Source organism: Pseudosulfitobacter sp. DSM 107133, assembly GCF_022788695.1.
Taxonomy (GTDB): Bacteria; Pseudomonadota; Alphaproteobacteria; order Rhodobacterales; family Rhodobacteraceae; genus Pseudosulfitobacter.
Window position 1 is genome coordinate 239,360 of record NZ_CP085154.1, and the last position, 21,839, is coordinate 261,198.

At 61.3% G+C, this 21,839-nt stretch carries 21 protein-coding genes and 1 tRNA gene; 14 read left to right on the forward strand and 8 right to left on the reverse strand.

Annotated elements, in window-relative coordinates; all coding sequences use genetic code 11:
- Positions 1-31: 31 nt before the first annotated feature.
- Positions 32-107, forward strand: a tRNA-Lys gene (locus DSM107133_RS01165).
- Positions 108-431: 324 nt separating this feature from the next.
- The gene (locus DSM107133_RS01170) at positions 432-857 is read left to right on the forward strand and encodes a GFA family protein (protein ID WP_114292986.1); all 426 of its coding nucleotides are present in this window, start codon (positions 432-434) and stop codon (positions 855-857) included.
- On the opposite strand, the gene holA is transcribed toward DSM107133_RS01170, so the two are convergent.
- From holA to DSM107133_RS01190, 4 genes are all read right to left on the reverse strand, one after another.
- Positions 854-1,855, reverse strand: coding sequence for a DNA polymerase III subunit delta (gene holA, locus DSM107133_RS01175; RefSeq protein WP_114292987.1), 1,002 nt, complete (start codon positions 1,853-1,855; stop codon positions 854-856). The genes DSM107133_RS01170 and holA overlap by 4 nt on opposite strands.
- Complete coding sequence (gene lptE / locus DSM107133_RS01180) at positions 1,852-2,319, reverse strand: LPS assembly lipoprotein LptE (RefSeq protein WP_114292988.1); 468 nt, start codon at positions 2,317-2,319, stop codon at positions 1,852-1,854. The genes holA and lptE overlap by 4 nt, the downstream gene beginning before the upstream one ends.
- Complete coding sequence (gene leuS / locus DSM107133_RS01185) at positions 2,306-4,903, reverse strand: leucine--tRNA ligase (protein ID WP_114292989.1); 2,598 nt, start codon at positions 4,901-4,903, stop codon at positions 2,306-2,308. Before leuS ends, lptE begins: the two co-directional genes overlap by 14 nt.
- Before the next feature lie 75 nt (positions 4,904-4,978).
- Positions 4,979-5,470: a DUF3576 domain-containing protein gene (locus DSM107133_RS01190; RefSeq protein WP_114292990.1), complete on the reverse strand. Its 492-nt coding sequence runs from the start codon at positions 5,468-5,470 to the stop codon at positions 4,979-4,981.
- A 323-nt stretch (positions 5,471-5,793) separates the two neighbouring features.
- On the opposite strand from DSM107133_RS01190, the gene DSM107133_RS01195 reads away from it, so the two are divergent.
- Positions 5,794-6,681 (forward strand): porin, encoded by an 888-nt coding sequence (locus DSM107133_RS01195; RefSeq protein ID WP_114292991.1) that lies wholly within the window; start codon positions 5,794-5,796, stop codon positions 6,679-6,681.
- A 114-nt stretch (positions 6,682-6,795) separates the two neighbouring features.
- Complete coding sequence (locus DSM107133_RS01200; protein ID WP_114292992.1) at positions 6,796-7,449, forward strand: YggS family pyridoxal phosphate-dependent enzyme; 654 nt, start codon at positions 6,796-6,798, stop codon at positions 7,447-7,449.
- Here DSM107133_RS01200 and DSM107133_RS01205 read toward each other — a convergent pair.
- Together DSM107133_RS01205 and ribA are read right to left on the reverse strand one after the other, a co-directional pair.
- Positions 7,446-7,943 carry a L,D-transpeptidase family protein gene (locus tag DSM107133_RS01205; protein WP_114292993.1) on the reverse strand — a complete coding sequence of 166 codons (498 nt, stop codon included), beginning with the start codon at positions 7,941-7,943 and terminating at the stop codon, positions 7,446-7,448. The genes DSM107133_RS01200 and DSM107133_RS01205 overlap by 4 nt on opposite strands.
- Positions 7,940-9,028 (reverse strand): GTP cyclohydrolase II, encoded by a 1,089-nt coding sequence (ribA, locus tag DSM107133_RS01210; RefSeq protein ID WP_114292994.1) that lies wholly within the window; start codon positions 9,026-9,028, stop codon positions 7,940-7,942. The genes DSM107133_RS01205 and ribA overlap by 4 nt, the downstream gene beginning before the upstream one ends.
- A 161-nt stretch (positions 9,029-9,189) precedes the next feature.
- Between ribA and DSM107133_RS01215 the strand changes: the two genes are divergently transcribed.
- The 5 genes from DSM107133_RS01215 (at position 9,190) to DSM107133_RS01235 (ending at position 12,761) form a co-directional block, all read left to right on the forward strand.
- A complete protein-coding gene (locus DSM107133_RS01215; protein WP_114293106.1) occupies positions 9,190-9,876 on the forward strand; it encodes a response regulator transcription factor in 687 nt (228 codons plus the stop codon).
- A 273-nt stretch (positions 9,877-10,149) separates the two neighbouring features.
- Positions 10,150-10,938: an exodeoxyribonuclease III gene (locus DSM107133_RS01220; protein WP_114293107.1), complete on the forward strand. Its 789-nt coding sequence runs from the start codon at positions 10,150-10,152 to the stop codon at positions 10,936-10,938.
- Between the two features lie 55 nt (positions 10,939-10,993).
- Entirely contained in the window at positions 10,994-11,908 is a 915-nt protein-coding gene (locus DSM107133_RS01225) for a co-chaperone YbbN (protein ID WP_114292995.1), read from the forward strand.
- 26 nt (positions 11,909-11,934) lie between these two features.
- Positions 11,935-12,579: an LON peptidase substrate-binding domain-containing protein gene (locus DSM107133_RS01230; RefSeq protein WP_114292996.1), complete on the forward strand. Its 645-nt coding sequence runs from the start codon at positions 11,935-11,937 to the stop codon at positions 12,577-12,579.
- On the forward strand, positions 12,576-12,761 hold the full coding sequence (locus DSM107133_RS01235; protein WP_114292997.1) for a Trm112 family protein: 186 nt from the start codon (positions 12,576-12,578) through the stop codon (positions 12,759-12,761). The genes DSM107133_RS01230 and DSM107133_RS01235 overlap by 4 nt, the downstream gene beginning before the upstream one ends.
- A gap of 22 nt (positions 12,762-12,783) precedes the next feature.
- On the opposite strand, the gene DSM107133_RS01240 is transcribed toward DSM107133_RS01235, so the two are convergent.
- Positions 12,784-14,010: a UbiH/UbiF/VisC/COQ6 family ubiquinone biosynthesis hydroxylase gene (locus DSM107133_RS01240; protein WP_240310481.1), complete on the reverse strand. Its 1,227-nt coding sequence runs from the start codon at positions 14,008-14,010 to the stop codon at positions 12,784-12,786.
- An 83-nt stretch (positions 14,011-14,093) separates the two neighbouring features.
- Between DSM107133_RS01240 and DSM107133_RS01245 the strand changes: the two genes are divergently transcribed.
- The 4 genes from DSM107133_RS01245 (at position 14,094) to DSM107133_RS01260 (ending at position 20,678) form a co-directional block, all read left to right on the forward strand.
- Positions 14,094-15,422: an amidase family protein gene (locus DSM107133_RS01245; RefSeq protein ID WP_114292999.1), complete on the forward strand. Its 1,329-nt coding sequence runs from the start codon at positions 14,094-14,096 to the stop codon at positions 15,420-15,422.
- 193 nt (positions 15,423-15,615) lie between these two features.
- Positions 15,616-16,806: an aminotransferase class I/II-fold pyridoxal phosphate-dependent enzyme gene (locus DSM107133_RS01250; protein WP_114293000.1), complete on the forward strand. Its 1,191-nt coding sequence runs from the start codon at positions 15,616-15,618 to the stop codon at positions 16,804-16,806.
- Positions 16,807-16,821: 15 nt separating this feature from the next.
- Positions 16,822-19,845: a DNA translocase FtsK gene (locus DSM107133_RS01255; RefSeq protein ID WP_114293001.1), complete on the forward strand. Its 3,024-nt coding sequence runs from the start codon at positions 16,822-16,824 to the stop codon at positions 19,843-19,845.
- Positions 19,846-20,072: 227 nt separating this feature from the next.
- Positions 20,073-20,678 (forward strand): outer membrane lipoprotein carrier protein LolA, encoded by a 606-nt coding sequence (locus DSM107133_RS01260; protein WP_114293002.1) that lies wholly within the window; start codon positions 20,073-20,075, stop codon positions 20,676-20,678.
- Between the two features lie 15 nt (positions 20,679-20,693).
- On the opposite strand, the gene DSM107133_RS01265 is transcribed toward DSM107133_RS01260, so the two are convergent.
- Positions 20,694-21,281 carry a lytic transglycosylase gene (locus tag DSM107133_RS01265; protein WP_114293003.1) on the reverse strand — a complete coding sequence of 196 codons (588 nt, stop codon included), beginning with the start codon at positions 21,279-21,281 and terminating at the stop codon, positions 20,694-20,696.
- 230 nt (positions 21,282-21,511) lie between these two features.
- Here DSM107133_RS01265 and hspQ point away from each other — a divergent pair, with 230 nt between their 5' ends.
- Complete coding sequence (gene hspQ / locus DSM107133_RS01270) at positions 21,512-21,838, forward strand: heat shock protein HspQ (RefSeq protein ID WP_114293004.1); 327 nt, start codon at positions 21,512-21,514, stop codon at positions 21,836-21,838.
- The last annotated feature ends 1 nt before the right edge of the window (position 21,839 follow it).

Sequence of the window (21,839 nt, forward strand, 5' to 3'; positions counted from 1 at the left end):
CCCGCCAACTCTTTCTAGTTAGCCGCCTAGTGGGCCGTTAGCTCAGTTGGTAGAGCAACTGACTTTTAATCAGTAGGTCGTTGGTTCGAACCCAACACGGCTCACCACTTTCTCCCATTGAAGGACGATATGAAGTTTGCCGTTTTCGGCGGGCGTTCGGGGCTTTTCCACATTGGTTTTGATGTCTCGGGTGTCCTTCTTCTTGAGTGGCATACGCTTGTTTCGTCAACAACGGCGCGGTCCTGCGGCGCACTGCGCGCTGTACCAGCGACGGCTTTGCCAAATTCGGCCCGGTTTGCAACGTTAGATTAACTCGTCATCTGACGTTTGACAGGCGCGGCAGCGTCGCCGGTGGGGCGGTTCAAGGCATGCTGACATTATCTGTCACCATGCCTTGCTAATCTGCATCCACATTGTTCAGGAGAAATGAAATGGCACGAACTGGGTCCTGCAATTGCGGTTCGGTCCGCTACAGCATCACGGCAGATGTCCGCCACACCGGTGCATGTCACTGCGGCATGTGCCGCAAGTGGTCGGGTGGCGTCTATCTTGGGGTCGAGGTTGCCCCCGACGACATCACGATAGAGGGACAGGACAAACTGACCATCTACACGTCATCGCCCTGGGCCGAGCGGGCCTTTTGCGGCACCTGCGGGTGCAGCATCTATTACCGCGTCACCGCCCCTGGCCCGCATCAGGGCACCTATCACGTCGGATTGGGCACGCTGGACGACGCGGGCGGTATCACGTTGAACGGAGAGATTTTCATTGACCGCAAGCCGCCGGGCTATGCCTTTGCCGGCGATACGCACAAGATGACCGAGGCCGAGGTGATGGCGATGTTTGGCCCGGACTAGCGCGCGCCCAACATCGCCAGACGGATAAAGGCGCGTTCCACCAGCGCCATGGCGGGCGCGTGCTGTCCGGCCGAGCGCAGGGCAAGATCGGTATCGGTCAGTACGGTCAGCGCGGTTTCCAGCTTGGCAGGGCCCCAGTTGCGGGCCTGCGCCAGCATCCGGTCGCGATTCGATCCCCAGATTTGCGGGCGTCCCGACGTGTCCACCGCAGCGCGGTGCAGGTTGCGGAAGTGGCGCATCGCACCGATGCACAGGGTGACGGCGGTCACGCCCTGCGCCTGCAATTTGCGCATCACCGGCCCGATATCGGCCGCGCGGCCATCGCCCACCACCAGCAACACGTCGTCCACATCGGCCTCGGTCGAGGTGGGTGCGTTGGCGACGATGTCTTCGGCGGTCAGCGGCGTGGCGTCGCCGTGTTTATACAGGCTGATCTTTTCCAGTGTCTGGCGGAAATCGCCCGGGTCCAGCGCGCGGGCCAGATCGTTCAGCATGTCCATCACCGCGCGGTCCGGCGCTGTGACACCCGCCGCGCGCAGGGCGGCTTCGATTTCGTCGCGGGTGGGTGGATTGTCATAGATGCCCACCGCCAGAGCGGATTTGTGGCCTTCAAAGGCCTTGCGCAGCTTTGATGTGGGTTTCAGCGCTCCGGCTGATACGATGATTTGCGCATCACCCGCCTGCCAGTCGGCAAGTGCGGCGATGATCGTCGCGGCGGTGTTTTCGTTTGCATCCTCGACAAAGGCAGCGCGGGGGCCGGGAAAGAACCCGATGGCCTTGATCGCGTCCAGCAGCATTGCGGGGTATTTGCGCAACTCGGCGGCGGGGATGCGGGTCAGGCGCATTTCCTCTTCGCCCTTGTCGCCGATCAATGCCTTCAGCAGTTGCTGGCGTTTCAGCGCCACGCGCATGGCGTCGGCCCCGTAGATCAGAATGCCGGTGCTGTCCGGATCGGGTTTGGCGAAATAGCCGTTCGCCTGTGCACCGGCCAGCTTCATAGTTTGGTGGCGACCAGCCGGTCAACGACCATGTCACCCAGCGCTGTCATCAACCGCTGACGCGCATCGCGTTCGGCGGCCAGCGTTGCCACGGTGGATCCGGTTGAGGAATAGCCGGTAAAATTGGTGACGGTTCCGGTGCTGACAACCGCGCTGTTGGCGCTGCTGGTCAGCGTATATGTGGCCGTCCCCAACAGGTTATAGCGGTCGATGTCGCCATCGGCGTCAATCGCCAGACCTTCCCGTGTCACGATCAGATCAATCGCCAGACCATAGGCGGGGTCGCCCGCGCGGCCAAGGCGGCGTTCGATCTGTTGCAGCATCAGCTGGTCGTCGCGGGTGTCAGGCGCTTCGACCAGAACGCGCCCCTGTAACGCCGTGCCTGCCCCTTGCGGCCCGTAAACCGGCGCAAAGCCGCAGGCGGCCAGCAGGGGCAGCGCAAGAAGCGTTTTATACAACGACATTGACGATCCGTCCCGGCACCACGATCACCTTTTTCGGCTGGCCCCCGTCCAGGGCCTTTTGAACAGGTTGGCTGGCCAGCGCCAGCTTTTCAACCTCTTCCTTCGACATGTCGGCGGGAACCGTGATTTCGCCACGCCGTTTGCCGTTGATCTGGATCGGCAGGGTCACGGTGTCGTCCACCATCATCGCTTCGTCCGCTTTCGGCCAGTCGGCCAGCGTGATCAGGCCCGCGCCGCCCTGATGCGACCAGATCGCCTCGGCCAGGTGTGGCGTCATCGGGGCCATCAGCTGCGCCAGCGTCATCACGGCAGTGCGTTGCGCCGTGTGGCCTGCCTTGGATTTCTGCAAGGTGGCGGTAAAGGCGTAGAGCTTGGCAATCGCCGCGTTGAAGCCAAAGGATTCAATCGCGACGGTCACGTCGTGAATGCATTTGTGCATGGCGCGCAGCAGGTCGTCGTCGCCTTCGCCGGGCGCGTCGTGATCCATGTCGGTGATCCGGTGCGAGATGTTCCAGACCCGGCTGAGGTGCTTGTACGCGGCCTCGGCCCCCGAGGCGGTCCATTCCACGTCACGCTCGGGCGGGCTGTCGGACAGCACGAACCAGCGCGCGGTGTCGGCGCCGAAGGATGAAATGATGTTCAGCGGATCGACCACGTTGTTCTTCGACTTGGACATTTTGGCCGATGGGACGATCTCGACCTCGCCGCCGCCGTCGATCAGGAACGCCTTGTCCCCCTTCAGCTCGACCGCTTCGGGATAGTGGTACACCGGTCGGCCATTGTCTCCGACGCTCTGATAGATCGCATGGGTTACCATCCCTTGTGTGAACAGCGCGTCAAAGGGTTCAACCGCAGTCGCAGGCAGGTGGCCGGTGATCTGCATCGCACGGGCAAAGAAACGCGAGTAGAGCAGGTGCAAAATCGCGTGCTCAACCCCGCCGATATATTGATCGACGTTCATCCAGTATGCCGCATCCTCGGCCACCGTGGGCGTATCGGCGCGGGGCGCGGTGAAGCGGGCGAAATACCACGACGAATCAACAAAGGTGTCCATCGTGTCGGTTTCGCGCTGTGCCGGTGCGCCGCATTTCGGGCAGGCACAATCGCGCCAGGTGGGGTGACGGTCCAGCGGGTTGCCGGGGGTGTCAAAGCTGACGTCATAGGGCAGCTCGACGGGCAGGTTCTCTTTCTTCTCGGGAACCACGCCGCAGTCTGCGCAATGCACGACCGGAATCGGGCAGCCCCAATAGCGTTGCCGCGACAGGCCCCAGTCACGCAGGCGGTATTTGGTCACGCCCTGACCCACGCCGTTGGTTTCGCAGGTTTCAATGGCCTCGATAATGGCGGCATCACCGGTCATCTTGCGCGGCTCGCCGCCCAGGGGGCGGACAAAGTGCACGGTCACGTCCTTGCCGGGGACAAAGGCAGCGCCGCCGTCTTCGGGGGCGGTGAATCCTTCGGTGTTGGCGGGGACAAAGGTGGAGGTTACCGGCAGGTCGTATTTGCGGGCAAATTCCAGATCACGCTCGTCATGCGCGGGGCAGCCAAAGATCGCGCCGGTGCCGTAATCCATCAGGATAAAGTTGGCGATGTAGACGGGCAGTTCCCACGATGTGTCAAAGGGGTGGCGCACGCGCAGACCGGTGTCAAAGCCCATCTTTTCGGCGGTCTCGATCTCGGCGGCGGTGGTGCCGCCCTTGCGACATTCGGCGTTGAACGCAGCCACATCGGCGTTGTCACGTTCCAGCGTCTTGGCCAGCGGGTGATCGGGCGAGATGCCCACGAACGACGCCCCGGCCAGCGTGTCGGGGCGGGTGGTGTAGACTTCGACGCGGTCAAACCCATCAGGCGCGGGCGCGCCTTCGTCCGGCTCTCCGATCAGCGAAAAGGCGAATTGCAGCCCGCGCGATTCGCCGATCCAGTTTTCCTGCATCAGCCGCACCTTGGCGGGCCAGTTGTCCAGACCGTCCAGCGCGTCCTTCAGCTCTCCGGCCATGTCGGAAATCTTGAAGAACCACTGCGTCAGTTCGCGTCGCTCGACCTCGGCACCCGAGCGCCAGCCCTTGCCGTCGATCACCTGTTCGTTGGCCAGAACGGTCATATCGACAGGGTCCCAGTTCACCTGTGCGTTCTTGCGATGCACCAGTCCGGCGTCGAGGAAATCAAGGAACAGCGCCTGCTGCTGGCCATAGTATTCAGGATCGCAGGTGGCGAATTCGCGTGACCAGTCGATCGACAGGCCCAGCGGCTTCATCTGGCCGCGCATGTCCTTGATGTTGTTGTAAGTCCAGTCGCGCGGGTGGCCGCCGATGGCCATGGCCGCGTTTTCCGCCGGCATCCCGAAGGCGTCCCAGCCCATCGGATGCAGCACGTTGTGCCCCGTCGCCATCTTGTAGCGCGCCACCACGTCGCCCAGCGTGTAATTGCGCACATGGCCCATGTGGATGCGGCCCGACGGATAGGGGAACATTTCCAGCACGTAATACTTGGGGCGGCTTTCGTCGCGTTTGGCCTGGAATATTCCGGCCTTGTCCCAGGCATCCTGCCAGCGGGCTTCAAGATCGGAGGGGGTATAACTGGGCATGTGCAACTGTCCTGTCTGACACGAAAACGCCGGGCGAATGGCCCGGCGCAACTGTTAAAGTGATTTGTCCGGCGCTTAAAGCCTGTTGTCGGAGATCCGCAGCTGGCGGGCCCGCGTCAGGATTGCATCCTCGATGGCCCGTGTGGTGGCGGCGCTGGCGGGACCGCCGCGCGTTTGCAGTGCCACGTTCAGCGACCGTGCATCCAGCGCAGGGTCTTTGATCAAAACGGTGGCGCGATAGGCGCTCCCACCGCCGGGTGGAGTGCCATAGCCGGTCACGATGACACCAGTGAACGGGTCAACCGTCTGAACCGGCAGGAAATCCAGTACTTCCAGCGAGGCCTGCCAGATATAGCGGTTCACCAGCACCGTGGTTTCGCTGGATTTGCGGTTGAACGCATTCCAGATCGTGTTCTCGGTGTCGATGTTGCTGGGGATGTTCGGATTCGAATATTGCGCCGGACGTTCAGTTGCCGGCTTTCCAAGCCGACCAATCGAACCACACGCTGTCAGCGCGCCCACAGCAGCAAAGGCCACCGCAAGATTGAAAAAGGATTTGAGCCGCATACCCGCACACCTATGCCTGTTTGGCACTTGGTCTACCCAAGCGACCGTGTCGGGGCAAGGTCTATGTCGGAAAGCGCCCTGTTTGAAGCGAATTCGGGCGTGTATACACTATAATGGAAAAGCGGCAGCGCGCGCTCTGGTCCGGCGTTTGACGGCATTGCCTGAAAACAGGGTGTGGCAAAGCTGCATCATTAACCGAACACATTGTATCCGTGCCCCGCACATTGCTTGCCAAGACGGGGGCAAAAGAGGGAAACACCCTTCATACCCTCATCGGATTCCCCGACGTGGGCATGTGAAATTTGAAACTCGAGGGACAACTCATGAAAAAAGTTCTCTTCGCCACGACTGCCCTGGTCGCCACCGCTGGTGTCGCAGCTGCAGACGTTACATTCGGCGGTTACGGTCGTTTTGGTATCCTGTACAACGAAGCCAATGTTGGCAACGAAACCAACATCACCAGCCGTTTCCGTCTGCAAATCGACGCGACAGCTGAATCGGATGGCGGCGTTGTCTTCGGTGCACGTGCACGTATCCAGCAGAACAACACCGACAACGCTAACAACCCCGCAGGTACCGGCATCAACGGCGTTCGCTTCTTCGCACGTTCGGGCGGTCTGGAAGTCGGCGTTGGCAACATCTTCGGCGCTCTGGAATTCATGCCTGGCCAGTACCCCATCGATCTGGGTCTGACCGGTCTGGGTTACCAGTACACAGCCTACAACTTCCGCGGCGATGCATACTCGTCCGGCGGTAGCGGTGCTGCTGGTCAGAATGGTATCGAAGTGATGTACTCGGCAGGCGACCTGTCGGTGCACGTTTCGGCTTCGGACGTGAACGACCGCATCGCGGGCCACATCGCCTACACATGGAACGGCTGGACATTCGCTCTGGGCGCTCAAGACTCGAACGTTACAACCGACACTGACTGGACTGTTTCGGCAGGCGGCAGCTTCGGTATCGCAGACGTGACACTGACATATGCTGACAACGGCACAGCTGGCGACCACTGGGTTCTGGCCGGTGCGTTCGACGCAGGCGCAGCCACCAAAGTTGAAGTCTATGTTTCTGATGCAGACTACTTCATGGACACATCCTACGGTATTGGCGTCCACCACGACCTGGGTGGCGGCACATCGATCCGCGGTGGTGTTGCAAGCATGGGTACCGGCGACACACGCGCCGACCTGGGTGTTCGCTTCAACTTCTAAGTTGATCGACATCTGACGATTTGGGGCAGTCCTTCGGGCTGCCCCTTTTCTTTTGTGCACCCTTTTCTTTCTGCCCCCTGACTTGGTATCTGGGGGCAACGCAAGGAGAGACGCATGGGACTTCAGGATATTCAGGACCGGATTGCCAAGGCCGAGGCCGACGCACGTCGCGCGGCGGGGTCGGTTCAGTTGATTGCGGTCAGCAAGGTGCAGCCAAACGACCGTGTGCGCGCTGTGCTCGAACAGGGCCATCGCTGTTTCGGCGAGAATCGCGTGCAAGAGGCGCAAGGCAAGTGGCCTGATTTCCGCGAAAGCTTTGACGGAATCGATCTGCACCTGATCGGCCCGTTGCAAAGCAACAAGGTGCGGCCCGCATTCGGGCTGTTCCAGTCCATTCATTCCGTCGACCGTCCCAAGCTGGCGACAGCCATAGCGCGAATTGCCCAAGAGGAAGGGCATTGCCCCGACCTGTTCATTCAGGTGAACACCGGAGAAGAGGACCAGAAAGCGGGCGTCATGCCTGCGCAGGCCGATGATTTCGTGGCCGAATGTCGCGCAATGGACCTGCCGGTGCGCGGGTTGATGTGCATTCCGCCGGTCGACGAAGAACCGGCGCTGCATTTCGCATTGTTGGCCAAGATAGCTGAACGCAACGGTCTAAGTGGCCTGAGCATGGGCATGAGCAGCGATTTCGAACGCGCTGTAGCACTGGGTGCGACGCATATTCGCGTGGGGTCGGCGATATTCGGTGACCGCGTCCCGACCTAGGACGGAACGATCAGGCGCGTCCCGATGGTGATGCGCGCCGCGACCCGCGCCAGATGGTCGGGGCGCAGGGCAACGCAGCCTTCGGTCGGATAGCCCGGCCTGCGCCAGCGATGCATAAAGATGGCAGAACCCGCGCCGGCCACTGCGTCGGGCCAGTTCCAGTCAAGCACGATCACCAGATCATATAGCGGATCGGCGCGGCGCAGCGCCTCGTGACTGTGCGCATAGGGTGCGCGGACATGGTGGTTGTAATCGGGCTGGCCCGAAGCATCCGACCACAGATCGCGTGGCCCGATGGGCGTGGCCCACGGCGCGGGCGCGGCAATGCGGTCGGGGCGGAAAAGCATACCGACAACCCTGTGAACGCCTACCGGAGTCGCCCCGTCACCCTCGCGCTTGTCGTGCGACAGGCCACCCTTGCCGATGGTGCAGGGATAGGTCTGACCACCAAAGCGCAGCCCGCGCGGTGTCAGGACCATGTCGGCGGGGGTCACAGCAGGTGCCCCGATTTGCGCGCCTTGGTGGCCAGATAGGCGGTGTTGTGGCGGTTTTCGCCTACTTTCAGCGGCACCCGTTCGGCCACGGTAATGCCGCAGGTGGTCATCATGTCGACCTTTTTGGGGTTGTTGGTCAGCAGCCGTACCGCCGAAAATCCCATGGATTTCAGGATGTCCGCACCCAGACGAAAATCGCGCTCGTCGTCCTCAAAACCCAGGCGATGGTTCGCCTCGACGGTGTCAAAGCCCTGATCTTGCAAGGAATAGGCGCGCATCTTGTTGGCAAGGCCAATGCCGCGCCCCTCTTGGTTCAGATAGAGCAGAACGCCTGCACCTTCGCTTCCCATCTGGGCCAGTGCGCCGCGCAGTTGCGGGCCACAGTCGCATTTCAGCGACCCCAGAAGATCTCCGGTGAAACAGGCTGAATGCAGCCGCGCCAGCACCGGTTTGCTGCGGTCGGGGCGGCCTATTTCGATGGCATAATGCTCTTCGCCACCATCCTCGGGACGGAAGATGTGCAAGCGTCCCGCTTCCGATGCCTCCATCGGCAGCCGCGCTGCGACGATCGGATGCAGCGGGCTGGCGGCGGCGATGTGGTCGGCCAGCTGTGCCAACGGCAGTGTGGTCAAAGAATGCTGCGCGGCAAAATTATGTGATTCCTCCAGCGGCAGCACCACGGCAGCGGGCAGCAAACGCGCGGATTTGCACAGGGCAAGCGCTGCACGATGCGCCAAAGTGTTACCGCCACGGGCGGAAACCAGCGGCCCCTTCATCGGGCTGCGCAGGTCGTCGGCGGGGTCAGCAATGGCCTGAACCCATGCCAGTGATGCATCATCGGGCAGGGTCAGTCGCGCCAGATCCCGGTCATAGGCGCGCGCCTTCAGCGTTTCGGCCCGCCGCGCCGTGATCGCCAAAACCGGTGTTCCACCAAGCGCCAGAACATCGGCAAGCCGTTGCGGTGAAAGCGTTTCTGCTGCCAGCATCAGTGCCGCACCGTCGCCGGTCAGCACCACGGGAACGCCCATGCGCAGATCGGCGCGCGCGCGGGCCAGTTGTTCGATGATATCCGGGGTAAAGGCCATGTGCCGCGTCCTGATGTTTGTCGACTTGTGATGTAAGCCATGCGAACCGGAAATGAAACATTTGCACCGTTTGGCACACGACCGCGTGAGAAAATTGCAGCAAATCTTGTCAGGATCGTGATGCAGGCGCATCTGGTAGAGAAGAACACAGGAGGCCCATGATGGCACAACTGAAGAAAATTCTGCTGGTCGATGATGACGAAGACCTGCGCGAGGCCCTGAGCGAGCAACTGGTGATGACCGAAGACTTTGATGTTTTCGAGGCATGTAACGGCGCCGAGGCGATGACCAGGGCCAAGGAAGCGCTGTATGATCTCGTGATTCTGGACGTGGGCCTGCCCGATACAGATGGCCGCGAGCTGTGCCGCCTGATGCGCAAGCAAGGGGTGAAAGCGCCGGTGCTGATGTTGACCGGCCACGACAGCGACGCCGATACCATTCTGGGTCTGGATGCCGGGGCCAATGATTATGTGACCAAACCGTTCAAGTTTCCCGTTCTGCTGGCCCGCATTCGCGCACAGTTGCGCCAGCACGAGCAGTCGGAAGATGCTGTGTTCCAGCTGGGGCCGTATACTTTCAAGCCGTCGATGAAGATGCTGGTGACCGAGGACGACAAAAAAGTGCGTCTGACCGAAAAGGAAACCAACATTCTGAAGTTTCTGTACCGCAGCACTGAAGGTGTGGTGGCGCGTGATGTGTTGCTGCACGAGGTCTGGGGATACAACGCCGGCGTGACCACGCACACGCTGGAAACACACATCTATCGCCTGCGTCAAAAAATTGAACCCGATCCGTCCAATGCGCGTTTGCTGGTGACGGAATCTGGGGGCTATCGTTTGATGGCGTAGTGCTATATTCTACCTAAGAGGGAACTTTGCGCGCTGTGCGACGTTCCCAAGTCATCCCGCTGCATGTCCGGGTCAAACATGCACCTCCCTGTTGGACTTGGCCGGGCCTTTGTGCCCGGCCCTTTTTTGTTTGGAGGCTGGTGGTTACAGCTGCCAGAGGCGGCGCGCCCGGCCGCTGTGTTTACTGTACCCGACAAAAGACAGGGGTTTTTCGGTGGCGGCGGCGCTTTGGTCGGCATAGGGTCCAGCCACTGCAAATATGGGGGCATCGACATGGCATTTTCTCTGGCAACCTGGAACATCAACTCGGTCCGTCTGCGCGAGCCGATCGTGCTGAAACTGCTGGCCGAACACGGGCCGGACGTGCTGTGTTTGCAAGAATGCAAAAGCCCCGTGGACAAGATCCCGCGCGAGGCGTTCAACGCGGCCGGTTACACCCACATGGTTGCGCGGGGCGACAAGGGCTATAACGGGGTGGCGATCCTCAGCCGGTTGCCAATGGAAGAGGTTGGCGCAGAAGATTTTGCGGAACTGGGCCACGCACGGCATGTGTCGGCGCGGCTGGAAAACGGTGTGACGGTGCACAATTTTTATGTGCCCGCAGGCGGAGACGAGCCAAACCGCGAGCGCAATGTAAAATTCGGCCAAAAGCTGGATTACCTGACCGACATGCGCGACTGGTTCCACGCACAAAAGCCGGAAAAGTCGATTCTGGTGGGTGATCTGAACATCGCCCCGCGCGAAGATGACGTGTGGGATCACAAGAAGCTGTTGAAGATCGTCAGCCACACGCCTGTCGAGGTCGAGCATCTGGCGCAGGTGCAGGATTCAGGCAACTGGGTGGACATCACGCGGCAGGATATCCCCGACGGATTGTTGTATTCGTGGTGGTCATACCGTGCCAAGGATTGGGATGCCGCCGACAAAGGGCGCCGGTTGGATCACGTCTGGGCCACGGGCGACATCGCACAGGCGGGTCATTCCAGCCGCGTCCTGCGCGAAGCGCGCGGATGGGAAAAACCCAGCGACCACGCCCCGGTCTTCGCAACCTTCGACCTTTGAATTTCGCGCTGAAATGCGCATATAGACGACAAACACTGATGCAAGGACGGATCAAATGGAATTGAACTTGAGTGCAGCGCCCGAAGCGGCGGATCTGATCAAGGACGTGTCCGAGGCGACTTTCATGGCCGATGTGGTCGAAGCCAGCCAGACAGTGCCGGTGATCGTGGATTTCTGGGCCCCATGGTGCGGCCCGTGCAAAACGCTGGGCCCGCTGCTGGAAGACGCCGTGCGCGCGGCAAAGGGGGCCGTGAAAATGGCCAAGGTCAACGTGGACGAGGCGCAAGGCATTGCCGGGCAGTTGCAAATCCAGTCGATCCCGACGGTCTATGCCTTTTACAAGGGCCAGCCAGTTGACGGGTTTCAGGGCGCTGTGCCCCCATCTGAAGTTACGGCATTTGTCGAGCGTGTGATCAAGGCGGGCGGCGGCGAGGCCCCCAGCGACACGTTGAACGATGCGGTCGACGCCGCGGACGAGATGCTGGCCGAGGGCGCGTTCGAAGATGCGGCGCAGACCTTTCAGGCGATTTTGGAAGAAGACCCGGCGCATGCCGGCGCCTATGGCGGCTTGGTGCGGGTTCACATTGCGATGGGCGATCTGGATCAGGCCGAGGCGGTTCTGAACGGTGCGCCGGTCGAGATTTCAAAAAGCCCCGAGCTGGAAGCGGCCCACGCGCAACTGGAACTGGCGCGACAGGCGGCGAACGCGGGCCCAGTGGATGAATACCGCGCGGCAGTCGAAGCCAATGCAGATGACCATCAGGCCCGCTTTGATCTGGCGCAGGCGCTGCATGCAAGCGGTGATACCGAAGGGGCGGTTGCGGAATTGCTGGAACTGTTCAAGCGGGATCGTGACTGGAACGACGGCGCGGCCAAGACGCAGTTGTTTACCATTTTTGATGCGCTCAAACCGAATGATCCTGTGGTTCTGAACGGACGGCGGAAATTGAGCTCGATGATATTTGTCTGAGCCGCACAGCGGACTAGGTAAGGGTTATGCGCCACGCCGTTGATCTTCCCGAGACGATCCCTGTGTTCCCCTTGCCGGGGGCGTTGCTTTTGCCGCGTGCCCATTTGCCGTTGCATATCTTCGAGCCACGCTATCTTCAGATGCTGACCGACGCGCTGAAAACCGACGGGCGGATCATTGGTATGATCCAGCCCAATCCGGTTCCGGGACGGTCTGAAAAGGGATTGCACACCATTGGCTGTGCCGGCCGTGTCACCCAGTTTTCAGAAACCGAAGACGGACGCTACATGGTCACGTTGACGGGCTTGTCGCGCTTTCGAATGGTCGAGGAGATCGAGGGTTTTACCCCCTATCGCCGCTGCAAGGCGTCGTGGGCGGGCTTTGATCGCGATCTGGGGGACAGCGAAACCGATGCGACGCTGGATCGCGGCCCGTTTTTGTCGCTGCTGGGCCGGTATTTCGAAGCGCGCGACCTGTCCGCGGACTGGGACACGCTGAAAGAGGCGGACGACGAATTGCTGGTTAATTCTCTGTCGATGATGCTGGATTTCCAGCCCGAGGACAAACAGGCGCTGCTGGAAGCGCCATCGCTGGACACGCGGCGTGAAACGCTGGTGACCCTGATCGAATATGCGCTGCGTGGCGGTGCCGAAGGAGATTTGTTGCAATGAGTGGAACGAGCATCGAAGCCGACCGCAAAATGCTGGAAGCGCTGGTGTGTCCGCGCACCCAGGGCACGTTGCGTTATGACGCCGAAGCGCAAGAGCTGATTTCGGTCGCAACCAAGCTGGCCTATCCGATCCGCAACGGCATTCCGATCATGCTGGACAGCGAAGCGCGCGTGATCGACTGATTTTCAGTAGGGCAGGGGGGCGTCATAGCGGCTTGCCCTGCATCAGCCGCGGCAGTTCTCCGGTCAGTCCCGCAGCCTCGCGGATGGCGCCACGGCGCAGGCCGGGCAGCGCACCGATCACCCCCATGCCAATGTCGCGTCCGATCCTGAGGATCGGATTGTCGTTTGAAAACAGGCGGTTGAATGCATCTGTCGCCATCGCCAGAGCGGTGTTGTCGAACCTTCGCCATTCCTGATAGCGGGCCAATGTTGCCACGCTGCCGATGTCTTCGCCGCGCCGTGTGGCGTCGGTCAGCACCTCGGCCAGTGCGGCGATGTCGCGCATACCAGCGTTCAGGCCCTGACCTGCAATCGGGTGCACGCCATGTGCTGCATCGCCGATCAGCGCGACACGGTCGGCCACCATTTCGGTCGTCAGTGACAGGCCCAGCGGATAGGTCCAGCGTTTTCCGGTCAGTCGGATGTCGCCCAGAAAATCGCCAAAGCGCGGGCGCAGCATGTCGATATAGTCCGCATCCGGCAGCGCGTTGAAAGCGCGCGCGTTCGCGTCGGTTTCCGACCAGACGATGGAACTGACATTGCCGGGCAAAGGCAGGATCGCAAGCGGCCCCTGAGGCATGAAAAACTGGTGTGCAATGCCGTGGTGCGGCAGGTCGTGTTCTATGGCGCAGACCAGCGCGGTTTGGTCGTAGGACCACGCGATCCGCTTGATGCCCGCACGCTGCGCCGTGCCGCTGGTGCGGCCATCGGCACCGACGGCCAGCCGGGCGGTCAGCAGTTTGCCATTGTCCAAGGTCAGCGTGATGCCGGCGGCATGGGCGCGCTGGCCGGTGACAGCATGGCCGGACAGTTGGGTGATATGGTCGCTGGCATCCATCGCGTCGATCAGGGCGCGGCGCAGGTGCCGGTCCTGAACCATGTAACCCATTGGCCCTTCTTCGATTTCCGCGTGATCGAAGTGCATGAAAAACGGCGACGGACCTTCGCCCGCGCGCCCGTCCGTCACCTTGATCTCCAGCATCGGCTGCGCGTTGTCCGCCAGTTGGCGCCATAGTCCCAACCCCGCCAGCAACCGCTGCGAGGTGAGGGCCACCGCATAGGACCGCCCGTCAAAGGCCGCATTCTTGCGCACGGACTGCGCCGTGGCGTCGATCACGGTGACGCGGTGACCTTGGGACGCCATGGCAAGCGCCAGAAGGGGGCCGTTCAGCCCGCCGCCGATGACGGCGATATCGGTATCAGTGTTCATGTCGCTCAATATGAACGCGCGGCGGGGATTGTCCATGCGCCGAGGCGTCGCTACCGTCGCGAAAACGCAAAAGGAGTGGCGCGATGCAAGACTGGTTGTGGATGACGGCAAGCGATCTGGGGCGCGGGATCGGCGCGGGCGAGATTGATCCGGTGGCGTTGACCCAGGTCTATCTCGACGCCATCGAAGGCCACGAATTGCGCGACCGCATCTATGCGCGCGTTACCCGTGAACGTGCGCTGACCGAAGCGGGTGCTGCGGCTGAAAGGGCGACAACAGGGCAGCGGCGTTCCTTGCTGGACGGGGTGCCGGTCAGCTGGAAAGATCTGTTCGACACCGCCGGTGTGGCGACCGAAGCGGGTTCGAAACTGTTGGCGGGCCGCGTGCCGGATCGCGATGCGGTTGTGCTCGAGGCGGCGACGGCGGCGGGGCTGGTCTGTCTGGGCAAAACGCATATGAGCGAGCTGGCGTTCTCGGGACTGGGCTATAACCCCTCCACCGCGACCCCCCCTTGCGTGAACGATGCCGATGCGGTGCCGGGCGGATCGTCCTCAGGGGCGGCAGCGTCGGTTGCCTTTGGTCTCGCGGCTGCGGGGATCGGGTCAGACACCGGCGGATCGGTGCGGATTCCGTCGGCGTGGAACGATCTGGTGGGGCTGAAAACCACTTCGGGGCGGTTGACGCTGGAAGGTGTTGTGCCGTTGGCGCTGAAGTTCGACACCATTGGCCCGCTGGCCCGCAGCGTCGAGGATTGCGCGCAATTGCTGGCAATTCTCGAAGGCGGGAAACCGGCGGATCTGGAAGGGGCCAGCCTGAAAGGGCGGCGTTTCGCGGTTGTGAAAACCGTGTTCATGCAGGACGTGCGCGCAGCGCCGCTGGCGGCATTTGAAAGCGCGGTTGAACGGATGCAGGCCGCGGGGGCGATTGTCGAGCGGATCGAGGTGGACGCGGTGCAAGAGGCGCTGGATTGTGCCGGGCCGCTGATCCCGACCGAGGCCTACGGGTTGTGGCGCGACGTGATCGAGGCGAACCCCGAGGCGATGTTCTCCGAGGTGTTGAAACGGTTCCGGTTGGGGGCGGATATCAGCGGGCCGGATTATGTGGCGGCATGGGCAGCTTTGGAAGCCGCGCGGTTCGGTTATGACGCGGCGGTTGCAGGCTATGATGCGGTGATTGTGCCGACAGGGGCAAACCTGCCGCCGAATCTGGAGCGGTTGAACACCGAGGACGATTATTACCGCACCGAAAACCTGCTGACCCTGCGCAACACGCGCATTGGCAACCTTTTGGGTCTGTGTGCGCTGACCCTGCCCACGGGTGTGCCAAGCTGTGGCGTGATGCTGATGATGCCACCCGATTGCGAAGAGGCATTGTTGCGGCTGGGGGCCGCAGCCGAGGCAGCGCTGGCGTAATCCGGCACGGGTGATTTGGGGGCTTTGCCCCCGCCCTTCGGGCACCCCCAGGATATTTATTGCCAAAAGAATCCAGCGCAGTGCGCGAATGCCACAAGTTGCCGCTTTGGCGTGGTTTTGGTGGACGAGTTGGGGGGGCTTGCGCTATCCTTTGGCAAACGGGGCGATAACGATCCCGATCCGAGGCAGCTTTATGAATTTTCCCGAGCGGTTTTCGAACCTTCCGGCCTATGCGTTTCCGCGTTTGCGGGCGCTGTTGGACCATCACACCCCCGGCGGGGACGTGGTGCATATGACCATTGGCGAGCCGAAACATGCGTTTCCGGCCTGGGTTACGGATGTGATTTCGCGGAACACTGTCGGTTTTAACTCTTATCCGCCGAACGAAGGCACGCCGGAATTGCGCGCGGCGTTCTGTGACTGGGTGGCGCGGCGTTACAATGTTGCGCTGGACCCTGAAACCAATGTTCTGCCGCTGAACGGCAGCCGCGAGGGGCTGTACAACGTCGCGATGGCGCTGTGCCCCGAGCAGAAGAACGGTCAGCGGCCCGTCGTGCTGATGCCGAACCCGTTTTATCAGGTCTATATGCTGGCGGCGACATCCGTCGGGGCCGAGCCGGTGTTTGTGAACGCGACGGCCGAGTCGGGCCACCTTCCGGATTACACGGGCCTGACTGTGGATGTGTTGGAGCGGACCGTGGCCTGCTATATCTGCTCGCCTGCCAACCCGCAGGGCGCGGTGGCGGATTATGGCTATTGGTCTGATCTGATCACTTTGGCCGAAAAGTATGATTTCCAGATTTTCGCGGATGAATGCTATTGCGATATCTACCGCGATGCACCGCCCGTGGGTGCCATGCAGGTGGCACGGAACCTGGGCGCTGATCCCGAACGGCTTGTGACGTTTCATTCGTTGTCGAAGCGGTCAAATCTGCCGGGGCTGCGGTCGGGATTTGCGGCGGCTGGCCCCGAAAGCATTGCGCGGATGCGTCAATTGCGCATGTACACAGGCGCGCCGCTGCCCTTGCCGCTGCAAGCTGCGGCAGCGGCCGTTTGGGCGGACGAGGCGCATGTGGACGAAAACCGCGCGCTGTATCGCGAGAAATACGACTTGGCAGACCGCATTTTGGGCAATGTTGCGGGCTACAAGGGGCCAGAGGCCGGATTTTTCCTGTGGCTGCCGGTTGAAGACGGCGAAGCCGCCGCGCTGAGCCTGTGGCAGGCGACGGGTGTGCGGGTGCTGCCCGGTGCCTACCTGAGCCAGAATGATGCATCGGGTGTGAACCCCGGAAAAGGATATATCAGGGTCGCCTTGGTGGCCCCAAAGCCGGATGTGGAGCGTGGCCTGACGGCCATTCGCGACCACATTTACGGCGTGAAATAACGAGGGACGAAAGCAATGGCATATCAGACACGCGGGCGCGACCCACTGTTGGACACCAACATGGCCGAGGCCATCGAGAAACGGGGCAAGGAGCTGATTGGCATCGCCCTGCTGGTGGCCGGTCTGATGGCCGCTGCGATGATTGCGTCCTATACCCCGGATGATCCCAACTGGATGGTGTCGACCGATGCGCCGGTGCAGAACTGGCTGGGGCGCACAGGGGCGTCGATTGCGGCACCGTTGTTCATGATTGCAGGCTGGGGGGCGTGGGGCATTGCCGCTGTGCTGCTGGTCTGGGGCGTGCGCTTTGCGCTGCATGCAGGTGACGAGCGTGCCGTGGGGCGGTTGATTTTTGCGCCGATCGTGGTGGCCTTTGGCGCAATCTATGCGGCAACGCTGGAACCCGACGCGCAATGGCTGCGGACCCATTCCTTTGGCCTGGGCGGGCTGTTTGGCGACACGGTTATGGGCGCGATCCTGACGATCCTGCCGCTGGGTTCTGCTTTTGCGGTCAAAACGATGTCGTTCCTGATGGGTGTGGGTATCGTGGTGTTGTCGGCCTTTGTGCTGGGCTTTACCATGCCCGAGCTGAAACGGATCGGGCGGTTTTTGCTGATCGGTCTTATCATGGTCTATGCGTGGACGATGACGCTGCTGGGCCGAGGTGCCAGCGGCGCGGTGCAGGGTGCGCGTGCGCTTCAGGCGAAGACTGCCGAGCGTCGTGAACAAAAGCGCATCGAGGCGGAAGAAAACGCCGCCTTTCATGCGCAACAGGCTTTTGCCGAACCGATTGTGCCGCAGGCCCCTGCGCATGGCATGTTCCAGACCGAAGCCGCACCCAAAAGCGGGCTGCTGGCGCGGATGCCGGGGCTGATCAAACGCCCTGACGTGTATCCAGAAGAAGAGATGCCCGAACCTGAGCTGATCGAGAGCTATAGCACGGCCGAAGTGGACGAAGGCCCCGGAGATGACCGTATCAGGGCCAAGATCGCGGACGTGATCAAAAGCCGCGTGCGTCAGGCACCTGTGTTGCAGGCCGAGAAATCAATGCCGCTGACAGGGGGGCTGGGGCAGGATCGCCGCCCGAAACCTTTGGTGTTGAACACCGCGCGCCCCGCCGAACTGCCCGCCGAGCCGCCGTTGACGGCGGCCGCAGTTGCAACCCCTGCGATGCGCGCCGAGCCGCCGCTGACCGCATCGCGTGCGGCGCCTGACTATTTCTCGAAACCGGTTGCGGCGCCTGTTGTGACCCCTGTGCGTGCGCCGGTTGCCATGCAAACACCTGCGCCAGCACCCGCGCCGGAACCGATGGCATATGCCGAACCCGACGCCTACGAGGATCAGTACCTTGAGGCCGACGAGGACGAGGTCGAGGCGCTGGCCCTGCACCAGCCGGAACCGCAAGCGCCGGTGATTCCCGTGGCCGAGCCGCGTAAGGTTGTGCAGCAACCCGCCCGCAAGATTGTGCAGCCCAGCAAACAGGCCCGTGCCGAGGCCCAGCCCGCGCTTTCGTTTGAAGACACGCACCCGGGCTTTGAGTTGCCGCCGCTGAGCCTGTTGGAAAGCCCTGAAACCGTGCAGCGTCTGCACCTGTCGGACGAGGCGCTGGAAGAAAACGCGCGGATGCTTGAAAGCGTGCTGGATGATTATGGCGTCAAGGGCGAGATCGTCAGCGTGCGCCCCGGTCCCGTGGTCACCATGTATGAACTGGAGCCTGCTCCGGGGTTGAAAGCCAGCCGCGTGATCGGTCTGGCCGATGACATCGCCCGTTCGATGGCGGCGCTGTCTGCGCGTGTGTCGACGGTGCCGGGCCGGTCGGTCATCGGGATCGAACTGCCCAACGAACACCGCGAAAAGGTGGTCTTGCGTGAAATCCTGTCGAGTCGTGATTTTGGCGACAGCAACATGCGCCTGCCGCTGGCCCTGGGCAAGGATATCGGTGGCGACAGCGTGGTGGCGAACCTTGCCAAAATGCCCCACCTGCTGATCGCGGGGACCACCGGATCGGGTAAATCCGTGGCCATCAACACGATGATCCTGTCGTTGCTGTACAAGCTGACGCCGGATGAATGCCGCCTGATCATGATCGACCCCAAGATGCTGGAACTGTCCGTCTATGACGGCATCCCGCACCTTCTGTCCCCAGTTGTGACCGACCCGAAAAAGGCCGTTGTCGCGCTGAAATGGACCGTGGGCGAGATGGAAGAGCGCTATCGCAAGATGTCCAAGATGGGCGTGCGCAATATCGAAGGCTATAACGGTCGCGTCCGCGAGGCACTTGCCAAGGGCGAGATGTTCAGCCGCACGGTCCAGACCGGCTTTGACGACGACACCGGCGAGCCGATGTTCGAGACGGAGGAATTCCAGCCCGTCGCACTGCCGTACATTGTTGTGGTCGTGGACGAGATGGCTGACCTGATGATGGTCGCGGGCAAAGAGATCGAGGCGTGCATCCAGCGTCTGGCGCAGATGGCGCGGGCGTCCGGTATTCACCTGATCATGGCGACTCAGCGGCCTTCGGTCGATGTGATCACCGGCACGATCAAGGCGAACTTCCCCACGCGGATCTCGTTCCAGGTGACCTCGAAAATCGACAGCCGCACCATCTTGGGTGAAATGGGCGCCGAGCAACTGCTGGGCATGGGCGACATGCTGTACATGGCAGGCGGTGCCAAGATCACCCGTTGTCACGGTCCGTTCGTCAGCGATGAAGAGGTCGAGGAAATCGTCAACCACCTCAAGGCTTATGGCGCGCCGGACTATGTCAGCGGCGTGGTCGAAGGGCCGGACGAAGACAAGGAAAGCAACATCGACGCGGTTCTGGGTCTGGGTGGCAATACCGACGGCGAAGACGCGCTGTATGACACGGCGGTGGCGATTGTGATCAAGGACCGCAAATGTTCCACCAGCTACATCCAGCGCAAGCTGGCCATCGGCTATAACAAGGCCGCGCGTCTGGTTGAGCAGATGGAAGATCAGGGCGTTGTCAGCGCGGCCAACCATGTCGGTAAGCGCGAAATTCTGGTGCCCGAACAATAAGCTGAACAGCAACCGGAACCCGGGCGGCCTGTGCGGGGTTTGGTGTCTGACACCAAAGCCAGGGGCCGCTCCGATGCGACAGACATCGCTCTATTTTCTGAAACCGTGCACGACGTGGCGGCCTGTGGCCTGCGCCGTGGCGAATGCGCGCGCATGTTATCGCATATCAATCGCTGCCCCCCTATATCTGTCAGCAACGAACACATGGAACTACGAGGCAAAACATCATGCTGAGCTTGAGAACATTCCTCCCCGCATGCGCCATCGCGCTGAGCGTCGCAGGGGCGGCGGCTGCCGACAAATTGCCGCTGAACGAGATTTCAAAGTACCTGAACACGCTGCGCACTGTGCAGGGCGATTTTACCCAGATCAACGATGACGGGTCGATCAGCACGGGCCAGATCTTTATCAAACGCCCCGGCCGTGTGCGGTTTGAATACAACGCTCCTGAAACCGCGCTGGTTGTTGCGGGTGCCGGCGCTGTGGTGATCTATGATTCGAAATCGAACGCCCCGCCCGAAACCTATCCGCTGGCCAAAACGCCGCTGTCGATCATTCTGGCGGACAATGTCAATCTGGGGCAGGCGCGTATGGTCACAGGGCACGACTATGACGGCACGGCAACCACCGTGACAGCCCAGGATCCTGAACATCCCGACTATGGCAACATCCAGCTAAAGTTTACCGGCAATCCGGTGCAGCTGCGTCAATGGGTTATCAACGACAGCAGCGGGTCCAGCACCACGGTTGTGCTTGGGGATCTCAAGATCGGGGGAAAATTGGCCAACAGCATGTTCGACACTGGTAGTCCGGGGCAGGCCCCGCCCCGCTAAGGGGCGAGTGACTCCTTAGCCGCGCGTGCGGCATCCCGACAGCTGAGTGGCATACATATTGGCGCGGGCATCAACCTTGCCCGCGACCTGCACCAACCAGGTTTTGCTGTTATAGCTGCCGCGCGCAAATCCGGTCTGCCCCTCGTGATATGCCAGATACTGGTTCCGCGCGTCGGTCAAGGCCACGCTGTTGCGTTGGTTGGTCGTATTCATGTACCAGCCCATAAAATCCGACGCGTCCCTGATCCGGTCGCGGCGGGCACGGTGATGGCCTGTTTCACGCTGGTATTCTTCCCAGGTCGCATCCAATGCCTGCGCATAGCCATAGGCGCTGCTTTGGCGGCCCATGGGAATCACCCCCGCCGCATAGCGGAAGGGGGTGCGCGCATTGGAGATGAATTTGCTTTCCTGATGGATGGTGGCCATCTGTACATGCACCGGAACGCCCCAGCGACGTTCGGTGGCGCGAAAGGCACGCAGGTATTCGGGGCGCTGTTGTACGATGACACAGGCATCGTCCAGACCGCGCGGCGCGGTCGACTGACCACCGCCACACGATGCCAACACCAACAGCGCGATCAAAGCTCGCAAGGTTCTGCTCATTTTACTGTCACTCTGCCTAAAGGTTCCACCACATTCAGCGGGTGGATTGTTTTGCACAGAGCATAGCCGATTTTACCGTTCGTGGAAATCCTCTTTGCTATCATGGGCGGGGCTTTGCGACCTGGCCACTGTTACAGCGGGAAGACAGACTGTTTCTGTGCCGTATGGCGCTGTTTTATGGACATAACCCGCTTGAAAAGAGTACGATCCAAGGATAGGGGCTGGAGATTATGTTGAGATTGCGCGCCAAATACCATCTTGGACAAGTTGTCCGTCACAAAAAGCACCCCTTTCGCGGGGTGGTCTTTGACGTGGATCCACAATTTTCAAATACCGACGAATGGTACGAGGCGATTCCCGAAGACAGCCGTCCGCGCAAGGAACAGCCGTTTTACCACCTGCTCGCGGAAAACGATCAAAGCTATTATGTGGCTTATGTGTCCGAGCAGAACCTTGTGGCAGACTATTCCGGCGAGCCGGTGGATCACCCTGACATCCCCGATCTGTTCGGTCCGTTTGAGGACGGGTCCTATCCGCTTCACTTCCAAATGAACTAAG

What these genes read in the sequence shown, in the direction of transcription:
- DSM107133_RS01170 (WP_114292986.1), top strand. Translation starts at nt 432, where the DNA reads ATGGCACGAACTGGGTCCTGCAATTGCGGTTCGGTCCGCTACAGCATC.
- holA (WP_114292987.1), bottom strand. Translation starts at nt 1,855, where the DNA reads ATGAAGCTGGCCGGTGCACAGGCGAACGGCTATTTCGCCAAACCCGAT.
- lptE (WP_114292988.1), bottom strand. Translation starts at nt 2,319, where the DNA reads ATGTCGTTGTATAAAACGCTTCTTGCGCTGCCCCTGCTGGCCGCCTGC.
- leuS (WP_114292989.1), bottom strand. Translation starts at nt 4,903, where the DNA reads ATGCCCAGTTATACCCCCTCCGATCTTGAAGCCCGCTGGCAGGATGCC.
- DSM107133_RS01190 (WP_114292990.1), bottom strand. Translation starts at nt 5,470, where the DNA reads ATGCGGCTCAAATCCTTTTTCAATCTTGCGGTGGCCTTTGCTGCTGTG.
- DSM107133_RS01195 (WP_114292991.1), top strand. Translation starts at nt 5,794, where the DNA reads ATGAAAAAAGTTCTCTTCGCCACGACTGCCCTGGTCGCCACCGCTGGT.
- DSM107133_RS01200 (WP_114292992.1), top strand. Translation starts at nt 6,796, where the DNA reads ATGGGACTTCAGGATATTCAGGACCGGATTGCCAAGGCCGAGGCCGAC.
- ribA (WP_114292994.1), bottom strand. Translation starts at nt 9,028, where the DNA reads ATGGCCTTTACCCCGGATATCATCGAACAACTGGCCCGCGCGCGCGCC.
- DSM107133_RS01215 (WP_114293106.1), top strand. Translation starts at nt 9,190, where the DNA reads ATGGCACAACTGAAGAAAATTCTGCTGGTCGATGATGACGAAGACCTG.
- DSM107133_RS01220 (WP_114293107.1), top strand. Translation starts at nt 10,150, where the DNA reads ATGGCATTTTCTCTGGCAACCTGGAACATCAACTCGGTCCGTCTGCGC.
- DSM107133_RS01225 (WP_114292995.1), top strand. Translation starts at nt 10,994, where the DNA reads ATGGAATTGAACTTGAGTGCAGCGCCCGAAGCGGCGGATCTGATCAAG.
- DSM107133_RS01230 (WP_114292996.1), top strand. Translation starts at nt 11,935, where the DNA reads ATGCGCCACGCCGTTGATCTTCCCGAGACGATCCCTGTGTTCCCCTTG.
- DSM107133_RS01235 (WP_114292997.1), top strand. Translation starts at nt 12,576, where the DNA reads ATGAGTGGAACGAGCATCGAAGCCGACCGCAAAATGCTGGAAGCGCTG.
- DSM107133_RS01240 (WP_240310481.1), bottom strand. Translation starts at nt 14,010, where the DNA reads ATGAACACTGATACCGATATCGCCGTCATCGGCGGCGGGCTGAACGGC.
- DSM107133_RS01245 (WP_114292999.1), top strand. Translation starts at nt 14,094, where the DNA reads ATGCAAGACTGGTTGTGGATGACGGCAAGCGATCTGGGGCGCGGGATC.
- DSM107133_RS01250 (WP_114293000.1), top strand. Translation starts at nt 15,616, where the DNA reads ATGAATTTTCCCGAGCGGTTTTCGAACCTTCCGGCCTATGCGTTTCCG.
- DSM107133_RS01255 (WP_114293001.1), top strand. Translation starts at nt 16,822, where the DNA reads ATGGCATATCAGACACGCGGGCGCGACCCACTGTTGGACACCAACATG.
- DSM107133_RS01260 (WP_114293002.1), top strand. Translation starts at nt 20,073, where the DNA reads ATGCTGAGCTTGAGAACATTCCTCCCCGCATGCGCCATCGCGCTGAGC.
- DSM107133_RS01265 (WP_114293003.1), bottom strand. Translation starts at nt 21,281, where the DNA reads ATGAGCAGAACCTTGCGAGCTTTGATCGCGCTGTTGGTGTTGGCATCG.
- hspQ (WP_114293004.1), top strand. Translation starts at nt 21,512, where the DNA reads ATGTTGAGATTGCGCGCCAAATACCATCTTGGACAAGTTGTCCGTCAC.